We start from the raw sequence: 23,182 nt of genomic DNA, 5'->3' as shown, positions 1-23,182 counted from the left end.
AGAGAAGATGAGGGTAAAGGATATCATAGAGAGAACCGTTTATACTATCGGCAAGGAGAACAGCTTCTTGGAGGCGGTGGAAAAGATGGACGAATTCGGGGTTGATGGATTGGTTGTGACTGATGAGGAGGGGAAGGTGTTAGGCTATATAACACAGGGAGATATCATCAGGGCAGTTCTCTTATCATATGAAGAGCTTGCCGAGGAAGGATTGTTATCTGAAGTGGAGGAGAAAAGGGCTGCTTTGTCTTTGAGCAAGAAAGTTGCCGAGGCGATGAGCACCCCTCCGCTGGTTGTTAGGGAGGAAACGCCCCTTATGAGGGTACTTTCCCTAATGGCCATAAAAAGGGTTGAATGCTTGCCTGTAGTTGACGATAAAGGGAAATTGGTGGGAATTGTGAGCAGGAGAGGAGTTCTGCGAGCGCTAAAGGAGGTTGAATGATGGGAAAGAAGGGCAAAGTCCTCATATTGATGGGTTCAAAATCGGATTTTGAGGTGATGAATGAAGCGAAGAAGGTATTGGAGGAGGCAGGCGTGGAGGTTCTTTTCACTGTTGCCTCGGCTCATCGCACACCTGAGAGGGTGAGGGAGCTCTGTGAGAGATGCGAGGCGGGAGAATTTGATTTGGTGATTGCGGGAGCTGGTGGGGCGGCGCATCTAGCTGGCGTCGTTGCTTCCCATACATTGGTTCCCGTGATAGGGGTGCCAATAGGAGGAAGTTTATTGGGATTAGACGCTTTACTATCAACAGTTCAAATGCCGCCGGGGGTTCCTGTTGGAACTGTGGGGATAAACGGGGCGAGAAACGCTGGTCTGTTGGCTTTGAGAATCCTCAGCCTCAAATATCCCGAGTTGAGAGAGCATCTCCTAAGATTAAAGGAGGAGATGAGAAAAGCGGTTGAGAAATCAGCGGAAGAGGTAGAGAAGGGCGGTTAGTTTTTCCTGCTTTGTCATAGCGAGCCTTCTGCGAAGCAGATGGCGGGGTGCTTTCTTTAAAAAACCAAAGACGAGACGCCTTTTTATTTCGCTCCTCGCAATGCCAATAATACCCATCGGTAAATACAGCACCACTTTCAAATAATGGAGAACTATGTTAGGGAATTATACATTTTCCTTTTTCTCTCGTCCATTTTCTGTTATAATATTTTATGTTATTTCTTTTAAAGGAGGTGTAAAATTTGAGGCGAGCTTTGGTGATACCTCTTCTATCCGCTATCTTTCTCGCTGTTTTCCTCTCAAGCTGTGGCAAAAAACAGGAAGAGACAACCGTTAAGATTGGGGTTATTCTTCCTCTAACAGGGCTGCAATCAACTTTTGGTCAATCCGTGAGGAAGGGTGTGGAGCTTGCGCTTGAGGAGATAAATAGAGCGGGTGGCATCTTGGGAAAGCAGGTTGAATGTATAATTGAAGATGACGAAAGCAAGTCGGACGAAGCACAGACCGTTGCTATGAAGCTAATCACCAAGGACAAGGTTCACCTCATAATAGGTGAAGTTGTAAGCTCCTCCACTCTCGCTATTGCCCCTCTTTGTCAAAGATATAAAATCCCCCTCATCACACCTTCCGCAACGAATGTTGATGTTACCAAGACAGGCGATTTCGTGTTCCGCACTTGTTTTATAGACGATTTTCAGGGCTCTGCCCTCGCTCGCTTTGCCATTGAGAATCTCAAATCCAAAAGAGCAGCCATTTTGAAGGATGTTAAGAGCGATTACAGCTTGGGGCTCGCCTCTGCTTTCGCAAATACATTCAAGGAAATGGGTGGGGAAATAGTCAATGAGCAAGCCTATACGGCGGGTGATACGGATTTCCGCACCCAACTCACTTCAATTAAAGCAAGCGATCCCGATTTGATATTTATCCCGGGATATTATACCGAAGTTGGCTTAATAATTCGTCAAGCAAGGGAGCTTTCAATAAAGGCAATGCTTTTGGGTGGTGATGGCTGGGATTCACCGAAGTTGATAGAGATAGCGGGAGCGAATGCGGAGGGAACATATTACGGAACCCATTTCTCCCCTGTGGAAAAAGAGCCACGAGTGCAGGAATTCGTTTCTGCATTTAAGAAGAAATACAACGAGGAGCCCGACGCTTTAGCCGCATTAGGTTATGATACCCTTCGCCTTGTGGCTGATGCGATTAAGAGGGCGGGAACGACAGATAGCGAAAAGGTGAAGGAGCAGTTGGCAAGCACTACTAACTTCCCAGGAGTAACAGGCGATATAACGATAGATGAAAACAGGAATGCCCAAAAGCCAATCGTCATCTTAAAGATAGAGCAACAAAAGCCCATTTATTTCGCGACCATCAAGCCCTAAATGAACATCTTTATCCAGCAGTTGGTAAATGGGTTAGCCTGGGGAGGTATATATGCTTTAATCTCAATCGGCTATACTATGGTTTATGGGGTAATGCAGTTGATTAATTTCGCCCATGGGGATGTATTTATGGCGGGAGCTTTTGCTGGATTAGTTGTCGCAAATCTTCTCCCAAACAAAACCTCCTTTCCCAGTGTTGTTTTGGTTTTCCTCTCAGCGATGCTTTTCTCCACATTTCTGGGTATTCTCATAGAGAGATTTGGCTATCGCTCTCTATGGCGGAAGAAGGCTCCACGCCTTTCCCTCCTGATTGTCGCTGTCTCAATATCCCTTTTATTGGAAAACGGTGGACTCTTCATCTTTGGTGCTGCTCCTCGCTCCTTCCCCCAGATAATCCCTTTGAAAAATTATTCCGTCGGCGGTATCCTCTTCACCAATCTCCAGCTACTCATCATTCTAACCTCTCTCTTTCTTATGGGGATTCTCCATATCATAGTGATGAGGACGAAGATGGGAAGGGCTATGCGAGCTGTTGCGGAGGACAGCGAGATGTCCGCCCTCTTAGGGATACCGCGGGAGAGAATCCTCTCCTTCACTTTCGCCCTCGGCTCCTCCTTGGCTGGAATAGCTGGCGTTATGGTAGCCCTATATACACCCCAAATCAATCCCCTTATGGGACTTCTGCCGGGGTTGAAGGCTTTTGTTGCCGCAGTTTTGGGGGGAATAGGAAGCATACCGGGAGCTATGTTGGGAGGCTTCGTGCTCGGTGAGGCGGAGACTCTGGTATCAGCCTATCTCTCATCAAGCTATAGAGACCTCTTCGCTTTCCTCGTCCTCATCCTCATTCTCCTTTTCCGTCCCCAAGGACTTCTTGGCAAGGGTGTGGTGGAGAAGATATGAGCAAAAGGGCGCTTATAATTTTCCTTCTTTCCATACCTTTTCTCTTCATTCTGAACTATTTTCTCTCCAATCCCTCCCTCTTCAGCCCTTATGCCCTCCAGATAATCGTGCTTATGGGGATAAACGCGATATTAGCGATAAGCTGGGACTTAATCGCTGGCGTAACCGGGCAGTTCTCAATAGGGCATGCAGGATTTATGGCTATAGGTGCCTATTCCTCAGCCTTCCTCACCTTGAACTACCACATACCGCTTATTTTCGCAATATTGTTCTCCGCTTTCCTTTCCCTGCTCGCCGGTTTCCTCGTTGGTATACCCTCGCTTCGCCTAAGAGGGGATTATCTTGCTATAGCCACTCTAGGCTTCGGGGAGATAGTTAGGGTTGCCATATTGAATATGAATAGCCTTGGCGGAGCGAGGGGGATGAAGGGAATTCCTATCCTTTCCTCTTTCTTCTCCGTCTATTTCCTCCTGGCAATTTCCCTCTGGCTATGCCTTTCCCTTCTGAAATCTCAGCAAGGCAGAATACTTCTGTCAATAAGAGAGAATGAGGTTGCCTCTCAGATGATGGGGGTGGATATAGTGAGATACAAGGTCCTAGCTTTTGCCTTCAGCGCCTGCCTCGCTGGGATAGCTGGAGCACTTTACGCCCACTGGACATCCTTCATCCATCCCGATTCGTTTACATTTATGAAATCAATTGAGATAATATTGATGGGCGTTATAGGTGGTATGGGAACAATCTATGGAGCAGCTATCGGCGGAGCGATTGTCACTCTCCTACCGGAGGGATTGAGGCTTCTCTTGGAGCAGAATCCCCTCCTATATCAAAATAAGGAGTTCATTAGGATGTTATTCTTCGCCTCCCTGCTTATGATATTCATCATTCTGAGACCCCAAGGGATTTTCGGCAAAAAGGAATGAAAGAGGCGATTTTGGAAGTTGAAAATTTAACTGTTAGATTCGGCGGGCTGATTGCCCTAAAGGGCGTGTCTTTCTCCGTTTTCCCTGGAGAGGTTTTGGGGATTATTGGACCAAATGGAGCAGGCAAGACAACCCTCTTCAATGCAATCACTGGCGCGGTTATCCCTCAAGAGGGGAAAATCGTTTTTGAGGGGAAAGACATAACCTCTCTTCCACCCCATAAAAGAGCTCGTCTCGGCATAGCAAGAACATTTCAGAACCTTCGTCTTTTCTCCCACCTTTCCGTCATTGATAATGTCAAGCTCCCGGTAGGTTCTCCCTATCCCGCAATCGCACCGCCCTTACTACTGCCCTCCTTCCGCAAGGGAGAGGAAACGCTAAACAAAATTGCTCTTGAGCTTCTTGAGAAATTGGAATTGAAGCAATATAAGGATAGACCTGCCAAAGTTTTGCCCTATGGAGAGAGGAAGAAGCTGGAGATAGCGAGGGCGCTTGCCTTGAAGCCCAAATTGCTCCTATTAGATGAGCCAGCTGCTGGTCTAAGCCATCAGGAAGCTGTCTCCCTGATGGAGGAACTCCAGAGATTGAGAGGGGAATTCAAGTTGACAATAATTTTGATTGAACATAATATGAGAATGATAATGGGCTATTGCGAGAGGATAATAGCTTTGAATTATGGGGAGGTAATTGCCGAGGGGACACCCGAGGAAGTAGCAAACAATCCCGCCGTTATAGAGGCGTATTTAGGTGAGCAGGAGTAATGCTGAAGGTAGAGAACATAGATGTTTACTATGATGCTGTTAGGGCATTAAGAGGAGTCTCCTTTGAGGTGAAGGAGGGAGAAATCTTCGCCCTTTTGGGGGCAAATGGAGCGGGAAAGACGACGACTTTGAGGACGATCAGCGGTCTCCTTATTCCCAAGGCAGGGCGGATATTCTTCAAGGGCGAGGATATCACCTATTTACCAATTGAGGCGAGGGTGAGGAGGGGGATATCGCAGGTGCCTGAGGGAAGGAGGGTCTTCTCAAAGCTGACCGTTGAGGAGAATCTGCTTTTGGGTGGCTATACCAAGGAAAAGGCGATAAAGAAGAATCTTGAAGTGGTTTTCTCTCTCTTCCCGATTTTGAAGGAGAGGCTTAAACAACTCGCCGGCACATTGAGCGGTGGAGAGCAACAGATGTTATCAATAGCGAGAGCTTTAATGAGCGAGCCCACTCTTCTTCTCCTTGATGAGCCATCTCTTGGGCTTGCTCCCCTTCTTGTCAGGAACATCTTCGGCTATATCAAAGAGATAAACGAGGAGAGGGGGATAACGATTCTTCTCGTTGAGCAAAACGCTCATATGGCTTTGCAGATAGCCCATAGAGCTGCCCTCCTTCAGCAAGGGGAAATCGTTCTTGAGGGAAGTGCGGATGAGTTGAAGGATATTGATGCGATTAAGAGCGTATATCTTGGGGGTTAAGGTATGAAGGAGACGCTCCTTTATGTTGCCCTTCTTTTTTTGTTGGATAAAGCCCTCCTTCGTCCCTCTTCAATAGAAAACAAGATAAAGGATGTCTTCTTATCCTATGTTGGAGGTGCGGAGGAGATAAAAGTTGATGTTGAGCTCGCGCCGTTCCCCCGCGATTTGCTCGGAAGGATAGAGAAAGCGGAAGTAGAGATGCGGGGATTCAAAACCGAGACTCTCCCCATAACTATCACGCCCAAGAAAGTAATGGCAGGAAAGATAAGCATGCTGAGATTTGAGGGGAGCGATATAAGGTATAAGGATATTCCCATAAAAAGCGTTTCCCTTAACCTTTCCGATTTGAAATTTAATCTTCCTAGGCTCCTTGTTCATAGGAAGATGCAGTTCATTGGGGCGGGAAAGGGAAAAGTAAGTCTCGTTTTAGAGGAGGAAGCAATCAACGAGGTTATGAAGGGAAAGGCGAATATTCAGCTTCTAAAGGATAAAATAAAGGTTAGCTTAAATGTGGGATATCCTCCAATAGCAATCCCCATAGAGATATATGGGAAATTGGAGGGGAGGGGCGATAAAATCTATTTCGTCCAGCCAACCGGAGAGATTCTATTGCTTCCCATTCCTCAAAGCCTTCTTCAATTAGCTGTTGATAGATTGAATCCCGTCCTTGACATCTCTACTTTAATCCCTTTCACGATACCAGTGAAGATAGAGGATATTGTGGTAGAGGAAGGGGAAATAAGCGTTTTCTGTGAGGTAGATTTGAGCAAGTTTGGAAAATGAGGAGTGTAAATAAAAAATTTACTCAGGGATTTCAACTTTAAAAATGGATTCACATAATAAAGAGTTATAGTAAAATTTTAGAAATTTTTAAAGATGAAGCTGTTAAAAGGATTAGATATAAGAAAATTGAATAAAGACGATGCGGAGGTTCTTAAAGAGTTTTTCTCGTCCCTTTCTCCCTCCACCATCCGCCTTTTCTCCTTCAACCCCCTTCCTCTCGATCATGCTTTTCTTTTCGCCCAGAGAGACGATATAACTTGCTTCATCGCAACGATTGATGGGCGGATAGTGGGTTATGTTTGGTGGGAACCTAACTCCTCTCCTATGCCAACTCTCGGCATTTGCGTTCGGGACGAATATCAGGGCAATGGGATAGGGAAAGCTCTATTAGGACGCCTAATAGAGGAAGCAAGGCGACAGAATAAGAGAGGTTTGAGGCTGACGGTTATGAAGGAGAACAAGATAGCGATTTCCCTCTATCTTGGCGCTGGCTTCAAGCCAGTCGCCGAATATGTAGATAATAGAGGTCCCTCCTTAATTATGAAGCTTGAGCTGGATTAATGGATTCCCAACTTAATGAGGTAGTTTCTCTTTTAGGGCTTTCACTACTTCCTGAGCGAAGAATTTCGCTGCCTTGGGGTCCCTTCCTGTGATGATATTATCCGCCCTGATAACTGGCTTATCCTTATATTTAACTCCTTTCTCCTTAAAGACCTTCAAGGCATCGGGGGAGGGATAGATTGTTGCTTCCTTACCCTTCAATATATCCGCTTTAGCGAGAACAGCGGGAGATAAGCAGATAGCGGAGACAACCTTCTTTTTCTCATTCATGGCCTTGACCAATTTCAAAAGCTCCTTGTTGTTCCATAGATATTTCGGTGACCCGCTTCCTCCCACTATCACTATCCCAAGATAATCCTTCTCTTTGGCTTCCTTAATTGATATATTAGGGCGAACCTTTGTTTTCCCATCCATTCCAATCGCTTCCTTTTTGCTGTTGCTCGCAACTACAATAGCGAAACCGTTTTTCTCCAACGCTTCCCTTGAGGTGCTATATTCTATCTGCTGGAAATCCCTCTGGGCTATCACTATGAGCACCTTAGGCTTCTCTATATGGGTGATTGACCACCCCGCAATGCAAACCAAGGTGAGAATAAACAAAATAATTCCTACCGCTATCCTCCTCATAACCTTATCACCTCCATTGAAATTCTATGTCGCTTCTCATTTTAGAGCAAGTTTACTCATCGGAGGAGATAATCTATGTGCCTAAAATTGCTCTTTTTAAGATGATGGGAGATCCTCTTTTAAAGACCCTCGGGCTGAACCCACATAAAAATAATCGCCTTTTGGGGAAGAGGTTTTCTCCAAGCCTCCCTCTATTAAGATTGATGTCGTTTTTAAGGAAGATATGGAAGAAGTAGCTGCCAGGCTCAGAAGGGATATCTTCTATCACTTGAACTTGCTAAGGAACTCGTCAACATTTTCCTTCGTGACGAGCTTTACTGGGACATAAATATTTTTCTCCACCTTTTCGCCTTTCAAGACCTTCAAGGCTATATCAACTGCCATTTTGCCCATTTCCTCCGGCTGTTGCGCGACTGTAGCGAGCATCTTTCCTTCCTTTATCGCCTCAAGGGCATCTTTGTTTCCGTCAAATCCTATAACTTTTATCTTTCCCAGCTTTCCCGCAGCTTCTATCGCTTGAAGGGCGCCGAGAGCCATCTCGTCGTTTTGGGCGAAGACGCCGTCCAAATCAGGATGTCTTTGAAGGATATCCTCCATAACTTGCAACGCTTTATCCCTGCGGGAATCAGCGGGACGCTTTACCACCACTTGCACATTGCTTCCCTTCAAAGCCTCTTCAAAACCTTGTCCTCTCTTTTGGGCGTTAACTGCTCCCAGCTGGCACTGAATATGAGCTACTTTCCCCTTTCCATTCAGAGCCTTGACCATATATTCGCCAGCAAGTCTTCCTCCCTTTATGTTATCCGAGATGATGAGGGAGGCATATTCCCCACCGCTAGTTCCTATATCAACAATAATCACGGGAATGTTTGCCTTATTTGCCGATTGCACCGCGGGAACTATGGGGTCGCTTTCGTAGGGGGATATGAGGAGGGCATCAACTTTCTTCTGAATTAGGTCGTCAACATCGTTTAGCTGTTTATATGGATTATCCTGTGCATCTGCGACGATGACCTTAACTCCCTTTTTGGCGCATTCTTCTTTTATTCCATTGGTAACCCTAATCCAGAAAGTGTTATTAAGGGCTGGCGTTGAATACCCCAAAACGATTTCCTTTTCCTTTTTCTTGGCACACCCAAAGAAGAGCAAGGGAATAAAAGAACAAGCGATAAGATATAATATCCATCTTTTCATAACGACAGCCTCCTTTCCTGATGTATTATAAATAATTTAAGGGGAAGTCGCAATTAAGAGGTTAATGAATGTTGGAAACCGTTATGCTCTCGGAATATCACCTGGGTCTAATACTTTCTCCTCTAACCTTCATAGAGTTTTTTGAACAGATAATGGGGAGAGCATCCTTACACCTCAACCTATCTAAATTCTAGTCCCGGTCTCTCTTTATACTTCAATCTCTCCTTTTTCTCAACCTATCTAAAAGGACGGCGATGATGATTAGGGAACCCACAACCGCTTGCTGCCAAAACGGATTTACTTCAAGCAAATTAAGTCCGTTATTCAACACTCCCATTATGAGAGCCCCTATCAGCGTTCCACCAACCCCTCCTTCTCCTCCCATAAGACTCGTCCCGCCTATCACAACCGCCGCTATAGCGTCAAGCTCATAACCGAGCCCAGCTTGAGGATGGGCGCAGTTGAGCCTCGCAGTCATAACTAACCCTCCCAGCGCCGCAGTCATACCGCTTATCGCATATATGTAGAGCTTGTAAAGAGAGACATTTATCCCCGAAAGCCTGCTCGCTTCCTCATTTCCTCCAATGGCGTAAATCCTCCTCCCAAATGCAGTGCGTGAGAGAACAACATAAGCGATTATATAGATGAATAAGGTTATGATAATGGGAAGGGAGAAAAGCTCATGGAAGAGATATCCGCTTCCCAGAAATTGGAACCCTTTGGGCAGTGGAGATATGAGGGCTCCCTTTGTGTAAACTAAAGTGAGGCTACGAGCGATAGCCATAGTTCCCAATGTGGCGACAAAGGGAGGCACCCCTCCCTTGGCTATTATCAACCCCTGAAAAGTTCCAATCGCTACCCCCAGCAATATACCTGATAAAATCGCCAACCAAAGGGGATGGGATAGGGATAAGCCAGCTGATATGGCTCCACAGAGGGCTAGGACGGAGCCAACCGATAGGTCTATCCCAGCGGTGAGTATGACGAAGGTTTCTCCCACAGCCAATATAGCGTAAACAGAGACCTGCCGAAGGATATTAGATATGTTATCAAGGGTAAGAAAGCGGGGATTTGGGCTGAAAATCCTCTCAAGAGTGAAGAATAGGAGGCAGATGAAGAGGAAAACAAGAAATGTGCTTGCCCTTCCTATGGAGAGTTTTAAAAAGGCATAGCCATTTTTTCCTTTATTTCCCATATCTTAAATAATAAAATTTTCCTATCGGACAATCAATTATGAAAATCAAAAGAGATGAGTTCGGCGTTCCCTTAATTGAGGCTGACGATTTAGAGGAACTTTTCTTCCTCTTCGGCTATGCGCAAGCAGAGGACCACCTCCTCCCAATGCTCTTAAATTTCAGAGAGGCGATGGGAAGGCTGAGCGAGGTCCTCGGAGAGGAGGGGATTGAGAGGGATTTAAGAAGCAGGGCATATGCTATGGATAGGTTTGCGGAAAGGGATTTAAGATGGGCTAGCGAAGAGGAAAGGAAGATTTTGCGAGCTTTCGTGAAAGGAATAAATAGATTCATAAGGGAGAACGAGAACAGCCTTCCGGAATGGGCAAGGGAGGAAGTGGATGAGAGGGATGTCCTTGCTTTTCTCCGCTGGTGCCTCTTGCCCTTTGGGGAAGGCAGGACTCTGAACAAGATTTGGACATCCTTCGGCTCAAATCAATTCGCCATATCCCCAACACGAACAAAAGACGGGTCAACTATTCTCTCCATAGCTCCCCATCTTCCCTTTCAGCGCCCCTTCCAATGGTATGAAGCCCATCTTCGTGGTGTGGGATTTGATGTGCGGGGTGTATCGTTTTTCGGCATCCCAATGATAACTATGGGGCATAATAGGGATATAGCTTGGTCCTATACGGTCAATCCCGTGAACGTGGGAGATGTATACGAGGAGAGGTTGAGCCTTGCGGGAGACAAGTACTTTTATGAAGATAGTTGGCGGGAGATTGAGGAAGAGGAAGTTGAGTTGAGTGTAATGGGGAGGGGCGGAATAAAGAAGATAAAATTTAAATTAAGAAGGTCCCATCGTGGTCCGATAATTTATGAAGAAGATGGGAGGGCTTATTCCGTCCGGCTGAGCTTGTTTGATGCTGAATCTATACTTAGTTTCCTGATTAGAGTTGCGAAAGCGAGAAATCTAAGCGAATTCAAGGAGGCGTTCAAAAGACCGGGTTTCCATATGTTCAATGTCCTTTATGGGGATAGGGAGGGGAATATATATTATCTCTGTAATGCTCTCGCTCCCATCCGCTCTCCCAATTATGATTGGTCAAAGCCAGTGCCTGGGTGGTTGAGGGAGACGGAATGGCAGGGTTTCTATCCCTTTGAAAAGCTTCCCCAGATAGAGAACCCTCCCTGTGGCTATCTGCAAAATTGCAATGTTGACCCAACCCATATAACGGTTGAGCAATATCTCAGATGGGAGGATTTCCCGCCATTTCTCTTGGAACCCGCCTACACGGGAAGGAGCAAGAGATTGCTTGCCCTTTTGGAGGGGAACTCGGCGATAAGCTTGGAGGATGCGATAGCTTATTCCTTTGATGTTTTGGATATGACAGCCGAGGAATGGAAGCCTCGCTTGATAGGCGAATATAATGCCCTTATACACAATATAGGAGAAGGAAGGGAGATATTGGCGCAGGCGATTAATCTCTTGAGGGAATGGGATAACAAGGACGATTTGGAAAGCAGGGGAAGCTATCTTTTTGGCTTATGGGCGGATAAATTCTCGCAAAGGGAGGATAAGGATGAGATGGGGGTGCTGCTTGAACTCTTATCGGCTGGAGAGGAGATGTTGAGGAGATTGGGCAGGTTGGATGTGAGGTGGGGGGATTTTCACATCATCAAGAGAGGGGATATGGAATATCCCAGCGCTGGCGCGGGTTTTTCCACGACCGAGTCGCTTCATCTCGCCACAGGAAGATTGAGGGAGGACGGGAAGGTGGAAGGGGAATCGGGGACATCCTTCTTGATGATAGTGGAGCTTGGGGAGAGGGTTCGTTCTTGGAGTCTCCTTCCCTTCGGCAACAGCGAAAACCCTGAATCTCCCCATTTCGCCGACCAAGCTCCCCTATTCTCTGAAAGGAGGTTGAAGCCTGCTTATGAAGGAGATTCTTCTTGAATCAGTGGAGAAATCGGCTAACTTCGCTCGCCATTGTCTTGAGGATTGCCCATTATGCGGAGGAAGGAGGGCTATCTCCTCCTTCGTCGATTACGAGGGTAAGCCGATGCTCTGGCACGATTTCGGTCCCTTGGAGGGTCCGGGCTGGGCGGCTAATTCTTTGGGAGGAGCCTACGAGTTCCTCCTATTCTCCCGCTATATCAAGAATGGGGAATTTGAGAAGGACGCCCTTGGTTTGCTGAATCACACCCTTAATTGTGGATTTATAAGAGAGGATGGCTTCATCATCCCCTACAGACATTTATTGGAGAATAGATTCTGCCTAAATTTCAAGGGGAACGGTGAGTGGTTTGCTCCCGGAGCTATGGCGAGGATTGCCCTCCAAATGCTTTGGATAGAGGATATTTTGGGGAAGGATTTGAGCGAATATGCGAAGAGATGCGCCCAATGGATAGTTGAAAAGGTTGAGATGGCTCCCAATGGCTGGTATCCAAGGAGGTGCAGGGCTGATGGTAGCTTTTATCCCCTCAATGCGGAAGGGGAAGAGCTGGACCCAATCAGGGAAATATCGGGGGATGGCTCCCATATTCTCTTTCTTCTTTCCGAGCTTTCTCTAAGGGGATTAGGGGATTATAGTAGGGAGGTGGAGGAAAAGGCGGAGCTTTATATGAGGGTGGGCGGATTTTTGGGCTCTTTAAATCAGGATACTTATGATGAGGAGGAGAATGTCTCAATAGCGGTTGGATTTCGTTCACTTCTCAGGGTGGGGAAGCTATTGTGGAGGGCGGATATAAGGGATTTTGCCTATTCCCTATTAAAGAGGCTTGAGAGATTTGAGTTGAGGGAGGATTTAAACGGGTGCGAGACGGCGGGTCTACTATATATGGAGGATTCCTGGACGACCTGCTATCTATGGGAGAACGCCGAGGCGGCGCTCGCCTATATAGAGGCATATGAGGATAGTGGGAATTCAATTTATCGTAGAAAGGCGGAGGAAATTCTTCTCGCTTGTGCCAAGCATCATTATGGGGAATATGGATTTCTCACCGAGGGAGTAGACTGGCAAAACAGCGTAGGGCGGGAGCATCATATCAACGGAAGGGAGTTCGGAGATATAAAATACACCGAACCCCTCCTCAACAACCTCCATATAATTGAGCCAACGCTGAGATTGCTCTTTTAAAAGTCTCAATTTAAAAGAGCGTGAAGTCGGCAGGGAAGACTCTGCATTAACATCTGCGGATGTGCTTTGTGTTCCCTGCCAAGCAACGGCGATTACCTAATAGGATATATCCCCTTGGGAGACCTTTTCCTATGGAGTTTGTTGTTAAGCGATATGGGAGTTTCCTGATGAGCTTCAAATGTTATGGAATTATACGATAAAGTTGACTAACAGGCGATGATGATTTACACTATGCAATCTTTAAAACTCCAGCTAAAGGAAGGTGATGTAGCATGAGAGTTTAGGAAAGGAGGGAGGGGCTTCTCCTCTCCTCCCTCGCCGGACAGACCGGAAACCAGGATAGGGAGAAAAAATAAAGCAAAGAGGAGGTATTTTGAATGTTCGTGAAGAACGAGAAGAGAGGTTTTACCTTGATTGAGCTGTTAGTGGTGATAGCGATTATCGCCATCTTGGCAGCCATCCTTTTCCCCGTCTTTAGCAGGGCACGGGAAAAGGCTAGACAAACTGCGTGTTTATCAAATATGAAGCAAATAGGGATGGCGCTTATGATGTATGTGCAGGATTGGGATGAGACATTCCCATTCCTGGGTTGTTTTGGCTGTGGAAGTGGTCCCGATGCGAATAATCCGTTTTGCACACCACAAGGGAAGATTTACCCTTATGTGAAGAATACGGGTGTTTACGACTGTCCCTCCGCAGATATGTATAAGCTCGTAGTTGTGGCGAATGGTTGTGCTCGTGGCGACCCTTCTGGTTGGGGTTGGCCATTTCCGCCAGAATTTCTGGGAGCGAGCGTGGATATCGGTTGGAACGACAAAATGTATGCTTGTAAGCTCTCTTCTATGCCGACCCCATCTGAAACGGCGGTTTTCGCTGATGCAGCGATGGCTTTTACCTGTGGTGGGACAAGGACAGTATATGCGAATAGCTGCGGTGCTGCATGCACGCCCGCCAACAGATTGAGAAGAAACACGCGGCATTCCGAAGGGGAGAACATCGTATTCGCAGACGGGCATACGAAATGGATGCATTTCCTAAAGATAGCTGATAACTGCGGTAAACTCTTCTGGCCAATGCGGGACCACGACGATTTAACTTTCTGGTCTAAATGGGGCGGTGGACCCGCTGATTAATTAAAGTTGAAAATAGCTTGGGAGGAGGGATTGCCCTCCTCCCAAGCTTGAAAATCAAAGCGTTTCTCAAAAAGAGAAACTTTTCTATTTGATACCGGTTGGCGTAGGAAGTTATGGTTCCTTTATAAAGTGGAGGAGTTCCCTTGGGTTCAGGTTGCGGTGGGGTAAATCGGAGTCTTGATAGCCTAAGTTAGCTATCCGCTTCCAATTGAGAAGAAGTCAACAAGATATAAACCCGAGTGTGGGAATTCCACCCATTTGAGAAAGTTCACTGAAAACTGCGGTCAGAAAGGAGTTCAGCGTCCTGTTCTTCCCGCTATCGCTGAGAAGAGAGGTGAACTCGCTCCCTAGGCTTTCATTCTACCTCCAGAGCAACTGGAGCTTGTCCGCATGGAACTCCAGCCAAGAGGTCCAGATGAGAAAATGGTAGATATGATTGGAATCGTAACGATATCTGAAGGTGACCCCCCTTGAAGAATGGTATTAAGCAAAGCAGATGTTTGAAAAAAGAAGTGGCGAAGAGATATCCTTTTAGAGTTGGTGCCGGGGCCCAGAGTCGAACTGGGGACGCCAGGATTTTCAGTCCTGCGCTCTACCTCCTGAGCTACCCCGGCGCAGTTTTTGGCGGGGTCGACGGGACTTGAACCCGCGGCCTCTTGCTTGACAGGCAAGCGCGCTAGCCGGACTGCGCCACGACCCCGCCTAATTGGTGGGCGAAGTAGGACTTGAACCTACGACCTTCTCCTTGTAAGGGAGACGCTCTCCCACCTGAGCTATTCGCCCATTTTTGGTGCCCCCAAGGGGATTTGAACCCCTGCCGCAGGCTTGAAAGGCCTGTATCCTAACCGGGCTAGATGATGGGGGCACTTTTATGGTGAGCCGTGCAGGAGTCGAACCCGCGGCCCCCGGCTTAAAAGGCCGGTGCTCTACCACAGCTGAGCTAACGGCTCAATATAAGTATATACAAAACAGCTTTTTTCGTCAAATCATTGAATAATTCAATAACATTTACCGCATTAACAAATTTAAAGAGTTATACGATTTAAAGGGTCATTTGGAGGGGAGGCTATTGGCGAGATGGAATAATCGTTGTTTTCAAGAACCCAAAACCCTAATCGCCTTTATAAGTCCTCTTGTTTGATGTCTAATCAAATATCTTAATATCTCATATTAATTATTCAGTGGGAACATCAAAAAGGGCGCTGTCAAGAGCCCTTCCTAAAAATGAACAAAAAGTCTTGAAAATTGTCATATCATTTCTATGTTTTAGTTGCTTTTTCCATTCCCCAGCATCCATTCGTAAGTCTTCTTCAATCCCTCCCTTAAATCTGTCTTTGGTGACCAACCCAATAAGCGTTGAGCCTTTTGGATATCCAATACTCTCCTCTTCACATAATCAATTTGTCTCGGCTCTACATACTCTATCTCAAGGCTATTGTTGACCATAGAGATTATAAGCCCAGCTAACTCCTCTATAGATGTCTCTTTTCCAGAGGCGATATTGAAAACCTCGCCTATTGCTTGGGGCTCAAGTGCTGACCTAAGGGTAGCTTCCACTGCGTCCTCAATATAGACGAAATCTCTCGTTTGCTTACCGTCCCCATGAATTACTATTTTCTCTCCTCTTAAAGCAGAATTGAGAAATTTACTCACAACCCCTGAGTAGGGATTGGAAGGCGATTGCCTCGGACCGTATACATTGGAATATCTAAGGATGGTTATTGGTAATCCGAAATGATGATGAAAAGCGAAACAGTATGCTTCCCCAGCGTATTTTCCCGCTGGATAAAAGCTCTTCAAAATAGGGGGAGCATCCTCTTTAATGGGGAAGTCTTTTTGCTGTCCATAAATTGAAACCGAGGAGGTGTACACAAATCTTTTTACTGGAAGGTTTTTGCAAAGATTCAAAAGATTAACCGTTCCCCCAACATTTGTTTCCATCTCAAGCTCGGGATACTTGACAGCAGCTTGGATATTCACAGTGGCTAAATGAAAAACATAGTCCACACCTTCTAGGGCTTTTTCCATAGCTTCCCGCGACCTAACAGAAGCACGTATTAGCTCAACTTCATTTAGAACCTCTTGTATGTTTTCCACACTCCCTGTAAAGAAATTATCCACAACCCTTACCTTTGCACCTTCCCTAACTAAAGCTATAACAAGATTCGAACCGACAAAACCAGCTCCTCCGGTAACCAAAACTTGTGCATTCTTAAAGCGCATTTCTTTAGCCTCCTGTTCTCTTGAATATTGCTTTTATTGTAAGCAGTATAAGCTTCAAATCAAACCATAGCGTTCGCTGGCGAATATATTCTATGTCCTTTTTCACCATTTCATCAAAAGGGACATTACCTCTCGCCGAGACTTGATAAAGTCCAGTTATGCCCGGTTTTACAACCTGCCTTTGCCAATGCCAATCTTGAAAGTATTCGGCTTCATAGACAAGTAGCGGGCGCGGTCCTACGATATTCATGTCACCCTTCAGCACATTGAGAAACTGTGGTAGCTCATCTAAACTCAATTTCCTCAACCATTTTCCAACTCTTGTAATCCTTGGATCGTTCTTTATACGATATTCAATGGGCTTACCACTTGGATTTTTAAGTGCTTGGGCCACGAATTTTTTGTGAATAGATTGGTCGCTATTGTGAAACATAGAACGAAACTTATAAATGGAAAATGTTTTGCCGTTTTTTCCTAACCTTTTCTGCCTGAATAGAACTGGTCCAGGACTATCGAAGGCGATGAGTAAAGCGATGATGGCTAGCAGAGGAACAATGAGAAACAAAATAAAGAGCGAGAATAGGATGTTGAAAAATGTTGCACCTTTTTCTCTTAAATAAAATCTCTTTATATCATACTCACCCAAGCGCATAACACCCTTTTAGCCCATTTTTTAAACTCAGTATCTCTTTTATAATAGTTTCTTTTATGTGTGGGGAGCTAAACCATTGTGTGCTTGTTTTTTTCTTCAATTGGATTTTGGCGAAGTCTTCCGGTTTGGATATGATAGTCAAAAGACCCTTCTCGGCGAGATATAAATCAACTGCCCTAAGGTTTTTAAGAAGTGTATAAGCAGGGGTTCCCAGCATAGCTGCTTCGGCTGCCATCGTTCCCCCGGCAGTTATAACAATATCTGAATAGTACATTAGGTTTAATCCATCGACAGCTTTTGTCGGAATTAAAAGGTTACTATAATGTTTTTGCCATTGGTTTAACCTCTCCCGCTGTTGGGGAGTTCTTGGCAAAATGATAACAAACGTATTCGGTTGCGATAGAAGATATCTTGCAAGGTGATAAAAGAGGGGGTTATCTATCCTATCGTGTAAGGCAAGAAAATCAGGAGGGCGAAGCACACAAATGACCTTATCAGATGGTATGTTCATCTTCCCTAGGAATCCGGGTATTGGTTCAAAATCGGGTATATAGATTTGTTCCTTTATACCCCCGAACTTGACCACTTTCTTTGGATGGGCTCCATATTGGCGCAATTTTTCATCAGGGAAGGATTCCGGAACAAGGACCTTCGCGGCTAGCCTGAACACCAAATGGTTGGCTATTTGTCTTTCGGTGTCCTGAATTGTTAAGAATGGAATACGCAACAGAAAAGAAACAATGGCTTGGTCGGCGGAATTATGGCTAACAGCAATATCAATATCTAAACCCCGGACGAGTGCTAATAGTTTGCCACTTCGCCAGAAAAGGTAGAGGAGTTTTTTGTAATAGCTTCTACCGGCGTGTTTTCCCACCACTATATGTTTTATCCCACTTTGTTCAACTAAATCCTTCGTTTGGGCATAATCTCGTACAGTTACGAAGGGAGTATGTCCCATTGAACGAAGGGACTTTATAATCCCTCTAAAAAGTAATACATGAGCGGAATTGGCTAAATCAAACCAAATCCGCATTGGCTTGATTACTCTCATATAAGGATTTTCTAACCAATTTTTATCTATCACGTGATTAATTACGTAATTTATTATTTTATATCCCTTTCCACAATAGTCAATATCCTTTCGTTGACCATTTTTAATCACCCCAATCTATGAGGAAGTGCTTTTGAGAGAAGCAATTTAGTTAGTGCGTAAAACATCCAAGCTTGCCCCCAACGGATGAAGGGCGTTTTTATCGTATAAGCAGGATATTTTCTGTAATAGAAGAAACCCTCTTTTTCGTCGTACATATTTTCCAATGTCCAATTGGCTATTTTCTCCGCTTCCTCCAAATCACCAAAAACTGTGTGGGTGATAATTCCTTGCGCACAACAATGGATATCTGCGGGGAAAAGTTTGTTATGATAATAACGAGGCGCTCCCGAGGGCAAGAAGAAGGTTTTTTTATAGTAATTATAACCTCTAATTAATTGTTCCTCATATTCCGAATTTCCTGAGTAATCTATGTATTGCTTCAATGCAACTAAGTTAAAGCCAGAATGATAGTTATCTATATAAAGCAAATTATCGTTCCCCACTCCATAAAACCAAGAGCCATCGGGATTTTGATGGTATAGAGTAAACTTGACAGCTTCATCCGCATATGATAATAAGGATTCATTTTTAGTAAGTAAGTAAACTCTTGCTAAAAGGGCGGCAATCCAAAGATTCACATTATGCACACAAAGATTGTCAATAGGAGTATAGCTAAAGCATATGCCCCTGGGGGTTATCGTTTTATTGAGGTCGTTAAGGAGAAAATCGCAGATCCTCACTGCCATTTCGGTGAATTCGTTGCTTCCTATTGCTTCTTGGAAATCCAACAAAGCCTGGGCAGCGAAAGTCGTACATACTGCATTGGGCATTCCTAAAGGAGCGTAAAGGACTTTTGATTGCCAGGGGAAGTTATAACCCCAAGAAGGTCCTTTATACCTTTTGATTTTCTCTTTATTCAACACATTCACAAGAAATTTGGCTTTTATGAGCAAATCTCTATCCCTAAAATGAGAATACAATTCGCTATAAGAGGATATGAAAAGGGAGATTGCTTTGGGATTAATGCCTTTATGCACAAGCAAGAACGGTCTTACATTAAAGGGAATAGCCCTGATGGCAAAACTCCATAAAAGGCGAAAAGAGCGATTGTATTTAAAGGGGGTTAGCTCGAAGAGTCGGCTATTTAAACCATCATATGGGTCATATCCTCGCCACATATTTTTTAGATTATATTTCTCCATTTTATGGATAATGGATAGATACCCCTTATTAACTTCTTCGGATTTTTTCAACTCATAACACTCCCTTCCCTTGATTAAATAGAGGTGTTTTAAAAAGCAAAGAAAACATGTCAATTTTCAGAACTCTATCTTCAAGGGAGTTCCTTTAGAGATGGATTCCTCGATTTTTAATGTCGTCAATGTAGTCAGAGCAATTTCACGGAATGGTATAGGCATCTCACCACCACTTTTTACCGCTGATATGAACTTTTTTACCTCTTCGCTGTGTCCTTTATCCTGGAACAGTTTCTTAACCCTTCGCTTTTTACCGGAGCTAACCATTAAAAGTTCGTTGAAATCAGATATCACAAAAACCTTTCCGCCCCCGAATACTTCAATTCTCTCCTTAGGGAAGGTTGGGTCGCCGAGACCAGTGTAGACAATAGAGGCAATGGATTCGTTTTTAAATTTCAGATTAACCGTTAGATTATCATTGGGTATTACACCGTTCCCACCTGCGGATATGGCATGAACTTCTACGGGTTCACTTCGGGCGAGGAATTGTAAAGTATCAACGAAGTGGCATACCTCGGCTTGTATTCTCCCTCCTCCTTGTTCTTTATCCAACACCCAATGGTCCGGGGGTAAAGGTCCCGCATTCACACGGTAGCAGAAAACGAGTGGGAAATCGGTCTTTTCTATTTTCTCGTAAAGCAACAGAATGAATGGGGAGAAACGCCTATTGAAACCCACCATAACCCGTCCGCCGGTTTCTTCAACCGTTTTCACCACCTCTTCAAATTCCTCGTAAGTTAATGCCAAAGGTTTCTCAACGAAAACTGCCTTTCCTGCCTTTAGAGCCTCTATTGTTGCCCTGGCATGGAGGTTATTGCGGGTTGCGATGAAAACACAGTCTATATCGGGGTCGTTTAAAATATCATGGTAATCGGTTGTGCAATATTCAAAGCCGAAACGTTCACCAACTCTTTGGGCATTAGCAGCTGTTCCTGTGGCTATGCCCTTAAATATTACCCCTTCTATCTTCTTCAGGTTAGGGAGAAGTAAGGCTTGGGCGAAATTACCCGCTCCTATAAAGCCAACTCGGACCTCCTTTGTTGTGGTAGGCTTTTTGGATTCAGTTGAGAGGGCGATTTTCCTTTCGGGTTTTATGGAAGAGGAAGGATATTGTAAAAGAACACCAACCGAATACTCTTTCGTTTTACCTAGCACCACATCATAGGCTTCTTTAGCTTTCTCAAAGGGGAAGGAATGAGTTATTATAGGGTCAAGGTTTAATTTTCCCTCGCTTAAAAGGCGGACAAATTCCTCCATATTTCTGCGCTCGGGCCAAGGGACATAACCTATGGGATAATCTATACCTTTCTCTTCATAGGTTGGGTCGTATCTTCCTGGTCCATAGGAACGGGACATTCTAATTTCCAGCTCTTTATTAGAGTATGGCATATAAGGGAATGCTGTTCCTACCCTACCGACCAGAACAACTCTGCCTCTATCTCTAATAACTGCGGGGATAATGCACATGGGTTCGTTTGAAGTTGTAGAAGCGGTAATTATCACTGCGTCAACGCCTCGCCCATTAGTGAAGTTTCTGACCGTTTTTTCTATCATATCCCTTCCACGCACGATGCCCAGATCCATTCCACACTTTAGCGCCAATTCTACCGCTTGTGGCTTCACATCCATTCCTATCACCCGACAGCCTCCGGCTTTAAGCAACTGGACAAGCAATTGTCCGATAAGTCCAAGACCAATAACTAATACATTGTCCCCCAACCCAACCTCCGCTTGGTGCATTCCATGTAAGGCAATAGCACCCAGTGTGGTAAAGGCGGCATGGGCTAGATTTACATTATCTGGGACTTTTACACAGAGGTTTTTGGGCACGAATACAATTTCTGCGTGCATAGCATAGCCCCCTCCGCCACAGGCTACTTTATCACCTATCTGGAATTCCTCAGCGTTCTCTCCAACCCCGATAACTATGCCCGCGCTGCTGTAGCCCATCGGCCTATAAGCTTCCAACTGTGCTCTTACACGGGCGAGCGTTGTGCTGAGTCCTTCTTTTAAAAGCGCATCAATAGTTTTCCTAACGAGTTCCGGTCGCTCTTTCGCCTTGCCGATGAGGCTTTTCTGTCCCAAGCTTACGCTGTGTCTTTCCGTGCCCGCGCTAATAACGGAAAAAGCATTCTGCACTAATACCCCTCCTCTTTTTAATAGAGGAGCGGGAACCTCTACTATTCTTATCTCGCCGCTCTTTATATCTTGTAATACTTGTCTCAAGGAATATACCTCCTTTCAAGTTTTCTTTGTTTCCTCATATATAATAGGGGTTAGTGCTGCTATTAAAGCTATTTGGGTTACCATCAAGGAAGGGTGATGATAGAGATTATTTGTGAAACTATGAATAAACTGTCCAAACCATCCGCTAAGAACGGCAGCTGAAATTAACATTAGGGATTCGCTACTACTTGAATGCCAGGCTTTTAAAATAAATTTTGTTATAGAGATAAACGCCCAAAGGAGAATGAGACTTGCAAGTAGCCCAAGTTCTGCACCTATGAAAATAAAGGAATTATGGGGTCTTACATAGGTTTCGCCGAAGGGAGTGCGAGAATAAAGTGGGTCAGATTCCATAAGGGGGACTGCGTTATCAACTCCGACGCCCCATAGAGGATGTTCCTTTAACATCATCAGACCTGCCCAGGCGGGTGCTAAACGGACCTCTGGCCTCGCGCTTATGAAGCGGCTTTTAACTATTATGAACCCTTCAGGCATAATCGTCTGCAAAATGGCAAATGAAGATAATAAAAGAAAGAGAATGGATAGGGTTATTTTGAATTGCCCGCTTTTACTTATCAATATCAAGAAAAGGATTAAGGCGAAACCTGTAGCGACGAGGGAGGCACGGGTGAAAGTTAGGATTAGGGCGCTTGTTTGTAGGGTAAAGCCCGTCACCCAAAAAATCTTTTCAAGTAGTTTTTTACTGTTAATAATCAGCGACAGCGTCAATGGCATAATGGCGACGAAATATGCTCCTGTAAGATTAGCCGTGCAAAATGTGCCGTGAAGCCTTCTACTTATATTAACTATCGGGGCCATTTGGTAAGGCAAGTTCATGACTCCAAGATGCAGGTTTCCTGCTACAATTTCGATATTGAAAACGAAAGCGATAATTCCGATCACCGCTTGTAGAGTTGCGGATAGAGCCATTAATTTATATAATATGGTAGAACGCTTAAAATCGCTGATAGCAGTGGCTACAAATAAAGCTGTAAGGGCTATGATTAAGGGCCTTCCCGTGCCTTTTGCGAGAGCAACTAGGAAGTCTGGGAAATTATCCTGCGTGGCAATTGCTGAAAGAAAAGCCCAGGAGGCTAAGACAATATAAGGGATGATTAGAGGATATGCTCTCCCTTTATTCTTAAGAGGCAAAGACATTAAAAGTAGGGGTATACTAAAGACGAAGAAAATATCCTGTAAAGCGGCTCCCCGTAGTGCCTCAATAGGGTAGTAAGGGATGAGGGGATGAAGAGATATGAGAAATACAACAAGCCAAAAACCGCTTGCTAAACCAATTGATATTAACAAAGATAAGTAAATTATGGCAAAAACAAAAGGCCAGGTTCGCTCCAGCCAGACACAAAGAAAGCCGGATAACAAAGCTAAAAAGCCTAAAGGCAAAAATAGGGCTATTTTGTTCTTCTTTAAACCTATATTTGCCACGATAGACTTCATCCTAAATTATCGCCCCTTTTAATCGGGTTCATTTTGTGGCATCTGTTTTTTTAAAGTATATTTT

22 protein-coding genes and 5 tRNA genes are annotated in these 23,182 nt (G+C 44.9%); 12 read left to right on the top strand and 15 right to left on the bottom strand.

What is annotated here, in order from left to right:
• Positions 1 to 7 precede the first annotated feature (7 nt).
• Positions 8 to 442 carry a CBS domain-containing protein gene (locus H5T88_07480; protein ID MBC7330179.1) on the top strand — a complete coding sequence of 145 codons (435 nt, stop codon included), beginning with the start codon at positions 8 to 10 and terminating at the stop codon, positions 440 to 442.
• Entirely contained in the window at positions 442 to 936 is a 495-nt protein-coding gene (gene purE / locus H5T88_07475) for a 5-(carboxyamino)imidazole ribonucleotide mutase (protein MBC7330178.1), read from the top strand. Before H5T88_07480 ends, purE begins: the two co-directional genes overlap by 1 nt.
• On the opposite strand, the gene H5T88_07470 is transcribed toward purE, so the two are convergent.
• Positions 907 to 1,071: a hypothetical protein gene (locus H5T88_07470; GenBank protein MBC7330177.1), complete on the bottom strand. Its 165-nt coding sequence runs from the start codon at positions 1,069 to 1,071 to the stop codon at positions 907 to 909. The two genes, purE and H5T88_07470, sit on opposite strands and share 30 nt — an antisense overlap.
• A gap of 107 nt (positions 1,072 to 1,178) precedes the next feature.
• On the opposite strand from H5T88_07470, the gene H5T88_07465 reads away from it, so the two are divergent.
• The 7 genes from H5T88_07465 to H5T88_07435 all read left to right on the top strand — a co-directional run bounded on the left by H5T88_07465 (position 1,179) and on the right by H5T88_07435 (position 6,947).
• Positions 1,179 to 2,318, top strand: a complete 1,140-nt coding sequence (locus H5T88_07465; GenBank protein ID MBC7330176.1) for an ABC transporter substrate-binding protein — start codon at positions 1,179 to 1,181, stop codon at positions 2,316 to 2,318.
• On the top strand, positions 2,319 to 3,218 hold the full coding sequence (locus tag H5T88_07460) for a branched-chain amino acid ABC transporter permease (protein MBC7330175.1): 900 nt from the start codon (positions 2,319 to 2,321) through the stop codon (positions 3,216 to 3,218).
• Positions 3,215 to 4,141: a branched-chain amino acid ABC transporter permease gene (locus H5T88_07455; GenBank protein MBC7330174.1), complete on the top strand. Its 927-nt coding sequence runs from the start codon at positions 3,215 to 3,217 to the stop codon at positions 4,139 to 4,141. Before H5T88_07460 ends, H5T88_07455 begins: the two co-directional genes overlap by 4 nt.
• Complete coding sequence (locus H5T88_07450) at positions 4,138 to 4,902, top strand: ABC transporter ATP-binding protein (protein ID MBC7330173.1); 765 nt, start codon at positions 4,138 to 4,140, stop codon at positions 4,900 to 4,902. Before H5T88_07455 ends, H5T88_07450 begins: the two co-directional genes overlap by 4 nt.
• Positions 4,902 to 5,603 (top strand): ABC transporter ATP-binding protein, encoded by a 702-nt coding sequence (locus tag H5T88_07445; protein ID MBC7330172.1) that lies wholly within the window; start codon positions 4,902 to 4,904, stop codon positions 5,601 to 5,603. The genes H5T88_07450 and H5T88_07445 overlap by 1 nt, the downstream gene beginning before the upstream one ends.
• A 3-nt stretch (positions 5,604 to 5,606) precedes the next feature.
• Positions 5,607 to 6,386, top strand: coding sequence for a DUF2993 domain-containing protein (locus H5T88_07440; protein ID MBC7330171.1), 780 nt, complete (start codon positions 5,607 to 5,609; stop codon positions 6,384 to 6,386).
• Between the two features lie 93 nt (positions 6,387 to 6,479).
• Positions 6,480 to 6,947, top strand: coding sequence for a GNAT family N-acetyltransferase (locus tag H5T88_07435; protein MBC7330170.1), 468 nt, complete (start codon positions 6,480 to 6,482; stop codon positions 6,945 to 6,947).
• A 12-nt stretch (positions 6,948 to 6,959) separates the two neighbouring features.
• Here H5T88_07435 and H5T88_07430 read toward each other — a convergent pair whose 3' ends face one another.
• The 3 genes from H5T88_07430 to rbsC form a co-directional block, all read right to left on the bottom strand.
• Positions 6,960 to 7,574, bottom strand: coding sequence for a DJ-1/PfpI family protein (locus H5T88_07430; GenBank protein MBC7330169.1), 615 nt, complete (start codon positions 7,572 to 7,574; stop codon positions 6,960 to 6,962).
• A 264-nt stretch (positions 7,575 to 7,838) separates the two neighbouring features.
• A complete protein-coding gene (locus H5T88_07425) occupies positions 7,839 to 8,768 on the bottom strand; it encodes a substrate-binding domain-containing protein (GenBank protein ID MBC7330168.1) in 930 nt (309 codons plus the stop codon).
• Between the two features lie 214 nt (positions 8,769 to 8,982).
• On the bottom strand, positions 8,983 to 9,963 hold the full coding sequence (rbsC, locus tag H5T88_07420; protein MBC7330167.1) for a ribose ABC transporter permease: 981 nt from the start codon (positions 9,961 to 9,963) through the stop codon (positions 8,983 to 8,985).
• 38 nt (positions 9,964 to 10,001) lie between these two features.
• On the opposite strand from rbsC, the gene H5T88_07415 reads away from it, so the two are divergent.
• The 3 genes from H5T88_07415 to H5T88_07405 all read left to right on the top strand — a co-directional run bounded on the left by H5T88_07415 (position 10,002) and on the right by H5T88_07405 (position 14,213).
• The gene (locus tag H5T88_07415; GenBank protein ID MBC7330166.1) at positions 10,002 to 11,897 is read left to right on the top strand and encodes a penicillin acylase family protein; all 1,896 of its coding nucleotides are present in this window, start codon (positions 10,002 to 10,004) and stop codon (positions 11,895 to 11,897) included.
• On the top strand, positions 11,878 to 13,080 hold the full coding sequence (locus tag H5T88_07410) for a hypothetical protein (GenBank protein MBC7330165.1): 1,203 nt from the start codon (positions 11,878 to 11,880) through the stop codon (positions 13,078 to 13,080). The genes H5T88_07415 and H5T88_07410 overlap by 20 nt, the downstream gene beginning before the upstream one ends.
• Positions 13,081 to 13,457: 377 nt before the next feature.
• The gene (locus H5T88_07405) at positions 13,458 to 14,213 is read left to right on the top strand and encodes a prepilin-type N-terminal cleavage/methylation domain-containing protein (GenBank protein ID MBC7330164.1); all 756 of its coding nucleotides are present in this window, start codon (positions 13,458 to 13,460) and stop codon (positions 14,211 to 14,213) included.
• Between the two features lie 538 nt (positions 14,214 to 14,751).
• On the opposite strand, the gene H5T88_07400 is transcribed toward H5T88_07405, so the two are convergent.
• The 11 genes from H5T88_07400 to H5T88_07350 all read right to left on the bottom strand — a co-directional run bounded on the left by H5T88_07400 (position 14,752) and on the right by H5T88_07350 (position 22,971).
• Positions 14,752 to 14,827: transfer RNA gene (locus H5T88_07400), tRNA-Phe, on the bottom strand.
• Positions 14,828 to 14,835: 8 nt separating this feature from the next.
• A tRNA-Asp gene (locus H5T88_07395) sits at positions 14,836 to 14,913 on the bottom strand.
• A 7-nt stretch (positions 14,914 to 14,920) separates the two neighbouring features.
• Positions 14,921 to 14,996, bottom strand: a tRNA-Val gene (locus H5T88_07390).
• 5 nt (positions 14,997 to 15,001) lie between these two features.
• Positions 15,002 to 15,078, bottom strand: a tRNA-Glu gene (locus tag H5T88_07385).
• 7 nt (positions 15,079 to 15,085) lie between these two features.
• Positions 15,086 to 15,163 (bottom strand) — tRNA-Lys (locus H5T88_07380).
• 316 nt (positions 15,164 to 15,479) lie between these two features.
• Positions 15,480 to 16,436, bottom strand: coding sequence for an NAD-dependent epimerase/dehydratase family protein (locus H5T88_07375; GenBank protein MBC7330163.1), 957 nt, complete (start codon positions 16,434 to 16,436; stop codon positions 15,480 to 15,482).
• A 4-nt stretch (positions 16,437 to 16,440) separates the two neighbouring features.
• Positions 16,441 to 17,001, bottom strand: a complete 561-nt coding sequence (locus tag H5T88_07370; GenBank protein MBC7330162.1) for a sugar transferase — start codon at positions 16,999 to 17,001, stop codon at positions 16,441 to 16,443.
• A 73-nt stretch (positions 17,002 to 17,074) separates the two neighbouring features.
• Positions 17,075 to 18,139 carry a DUF354 domain-containing protein gene (locus H5T88_07365; protein ID MBC7330161.1) on the bottom strand — a complete coding sequence of 355 codons (1,065 nt, stop codon included), beginning with the start codon at positions 18,137 to 18,139 and terminating at the stop codon, positions 17,075 to 17,077.
• Positions 18,140 to 18,246: 107 nt separating this feature from the next.
• Positions 18,247 to 19,434 carry a hypothetical protein gene (locus H5T88_07360; GenBank protein ID MBC7330160.1) on the bottom strand — a complete coding sequence of 396 codons (1,188 nt, stop codon included), beginning with the start codon at positions 19,432 to 19,434 and terminating at the stop codon, positions 18,247 to 18,249.
• 66 nt (positions 19,435 to 19,500) lie between these two features.
• Positions 19,501 to 21,663: a bi-domain-containing oxidoreductase gene (locus H5T88_07355; protein ID MBC7330159.1), complete on the bottom strand. Its 2,163-nt coding sequence runs from the start codon at positions 21,661 to 21,663 to the stop codon at positions 19,501 to 19,503.
• A 15-nt stretch (positions 21,664 to 21,678) separates the two neighbouring features.
• The gene (locus tag H5T88_07350; GenBank protein ID MBC7330158.1) at positions 21,679 to 22,971 is read right to left on the bottom strand and encodes an O-antigen ligase family protein; all 1,293 of its coding nucleotides are present in this window, start codon (positions 22,969 to 22,971) and stop codon (positions 21,679 to 21,681) included.
• Positions 22,972 to 23,182 lie beyond the last annotated feature (211 nt).

Source organism: bacterium (assembly GCA_014360495.1).
Lineage (GTDB): Bacteria > Armatimonadota > JACIXR01 > JACIXR01 > JACIXR01 > JACIXR01.
This window is presented reverse-complemented; position numbering and strand designations above follow the sequence as displayed.

Bases quoted from the DNA above. Each gene is read 5' to 3' on its own strand.
- H5T88_07375 (MBC7330163.1), bottom strand. From the start codon at position 16,436: ATGCGCTTTAAGAATGCACAAGTTTTGGTTACCGGAGGAGCTGGTTTT.
- H5T88_07445 (MBC7330172.1), top strand. From the start codon at position 4,902: ATGCTGAAGGTAGAGAACATAGATGTTTACTATGATGCTGTTAGGGCA.
- H5T88_07405 (MBC7330164.1), top strand. From the start codon at position 13,458: ATGTTCGTGAAGAACGAGAAGAGAGGTTTTACCTTGATTGAGCTGTTA.
- H5T88_07435 (MBC7330170.1), top strand. From the start codon at position 6,480: ATGAAGCTGTTAAAAGGATTAGATATAAGAAAATTGAATAAAGACGAT.
- H5T88_07365 (MBC7330161.1), bottom strand. From the start codon at position 18,139: ATGAGAGTAATCAAGCCAATGCGGATTTGGTTTGATTTAGCCAATTCC.
- H5T88_07410 (MBC7330165.1), top strand. From the start codon at position 11,878: ATGAAGGAGATTCTTCTTGAATCAGTGGAGAAATCGGCTAACTTCGCT.
- rbsC (MBC7330167.1), bottom strand. From the start codon at position 9,963: ATGGGAAATAAAGGAAAAAATGGCTATGCCTTTTTAAAACTCTCCATA.
- H5T88_07450 (MBC7330173.1), top strand. From the start codon at position 4,138: ATGAAAGAGGCGATTTTGGAAGTTGAAAATTTAACTGTTAGATTCGGC.
- H5T88_07440 (MBC7330171.1), top strand. From the start codon at position 5,607: ATGAAGGAGACGCTCCTTTATGTTGCCCTTCTTTTTTTGTTGGATAAA.
- H5T88_07415 (MBC7330166.1), top strand. From the start codon at position 10,002: ATGAAAATCAAAAGAGATGAGTTCGGCGTTCCCTTAATTGAGGCTGAC.
- H5T88_07430 (MBC7330169.1), bottom strand. From the start codon at position 7,574: ATGAGGAGGATAGCGGTAGGAATTATTTTGTTTATTCTCACCTTGGTT.
- H5T88_07460 (MBC7330175.1), top strand. From the start codon at position 2,319: ATGAACATCTTTATCCAGCAGTTGGTAAATGGGTTAGCCTGGGGAGGT.
- H5T88_07425 (MBC7330168.1), bottom strand. From the start codon at position 8,768: ATGAAAAGATGGATATTATATCTTATCGCTTGTTCTTTTATTCCCTTG.
- H5T88_07480 (MBC7330179.1), top strand. From the start codon at position 8: ATGAGGGTAAAGGATATCATAGAGAGAACCGTTTATACTATCGGCAAG.
- purE (MBC7330178.1), top strand. From the start codon at position 442: ATGGGAAAGAAGGGCAAAGTCCTCATATTGATGGGTTCAAAATCGGAT.
- H5T88_07455 (MBC7330174.1), top strand. From the start codon at position 3,215: ATGAGCAAAAGGGCGCTTATAATTTTCCTTCTTTCCATACCTTTTCTC.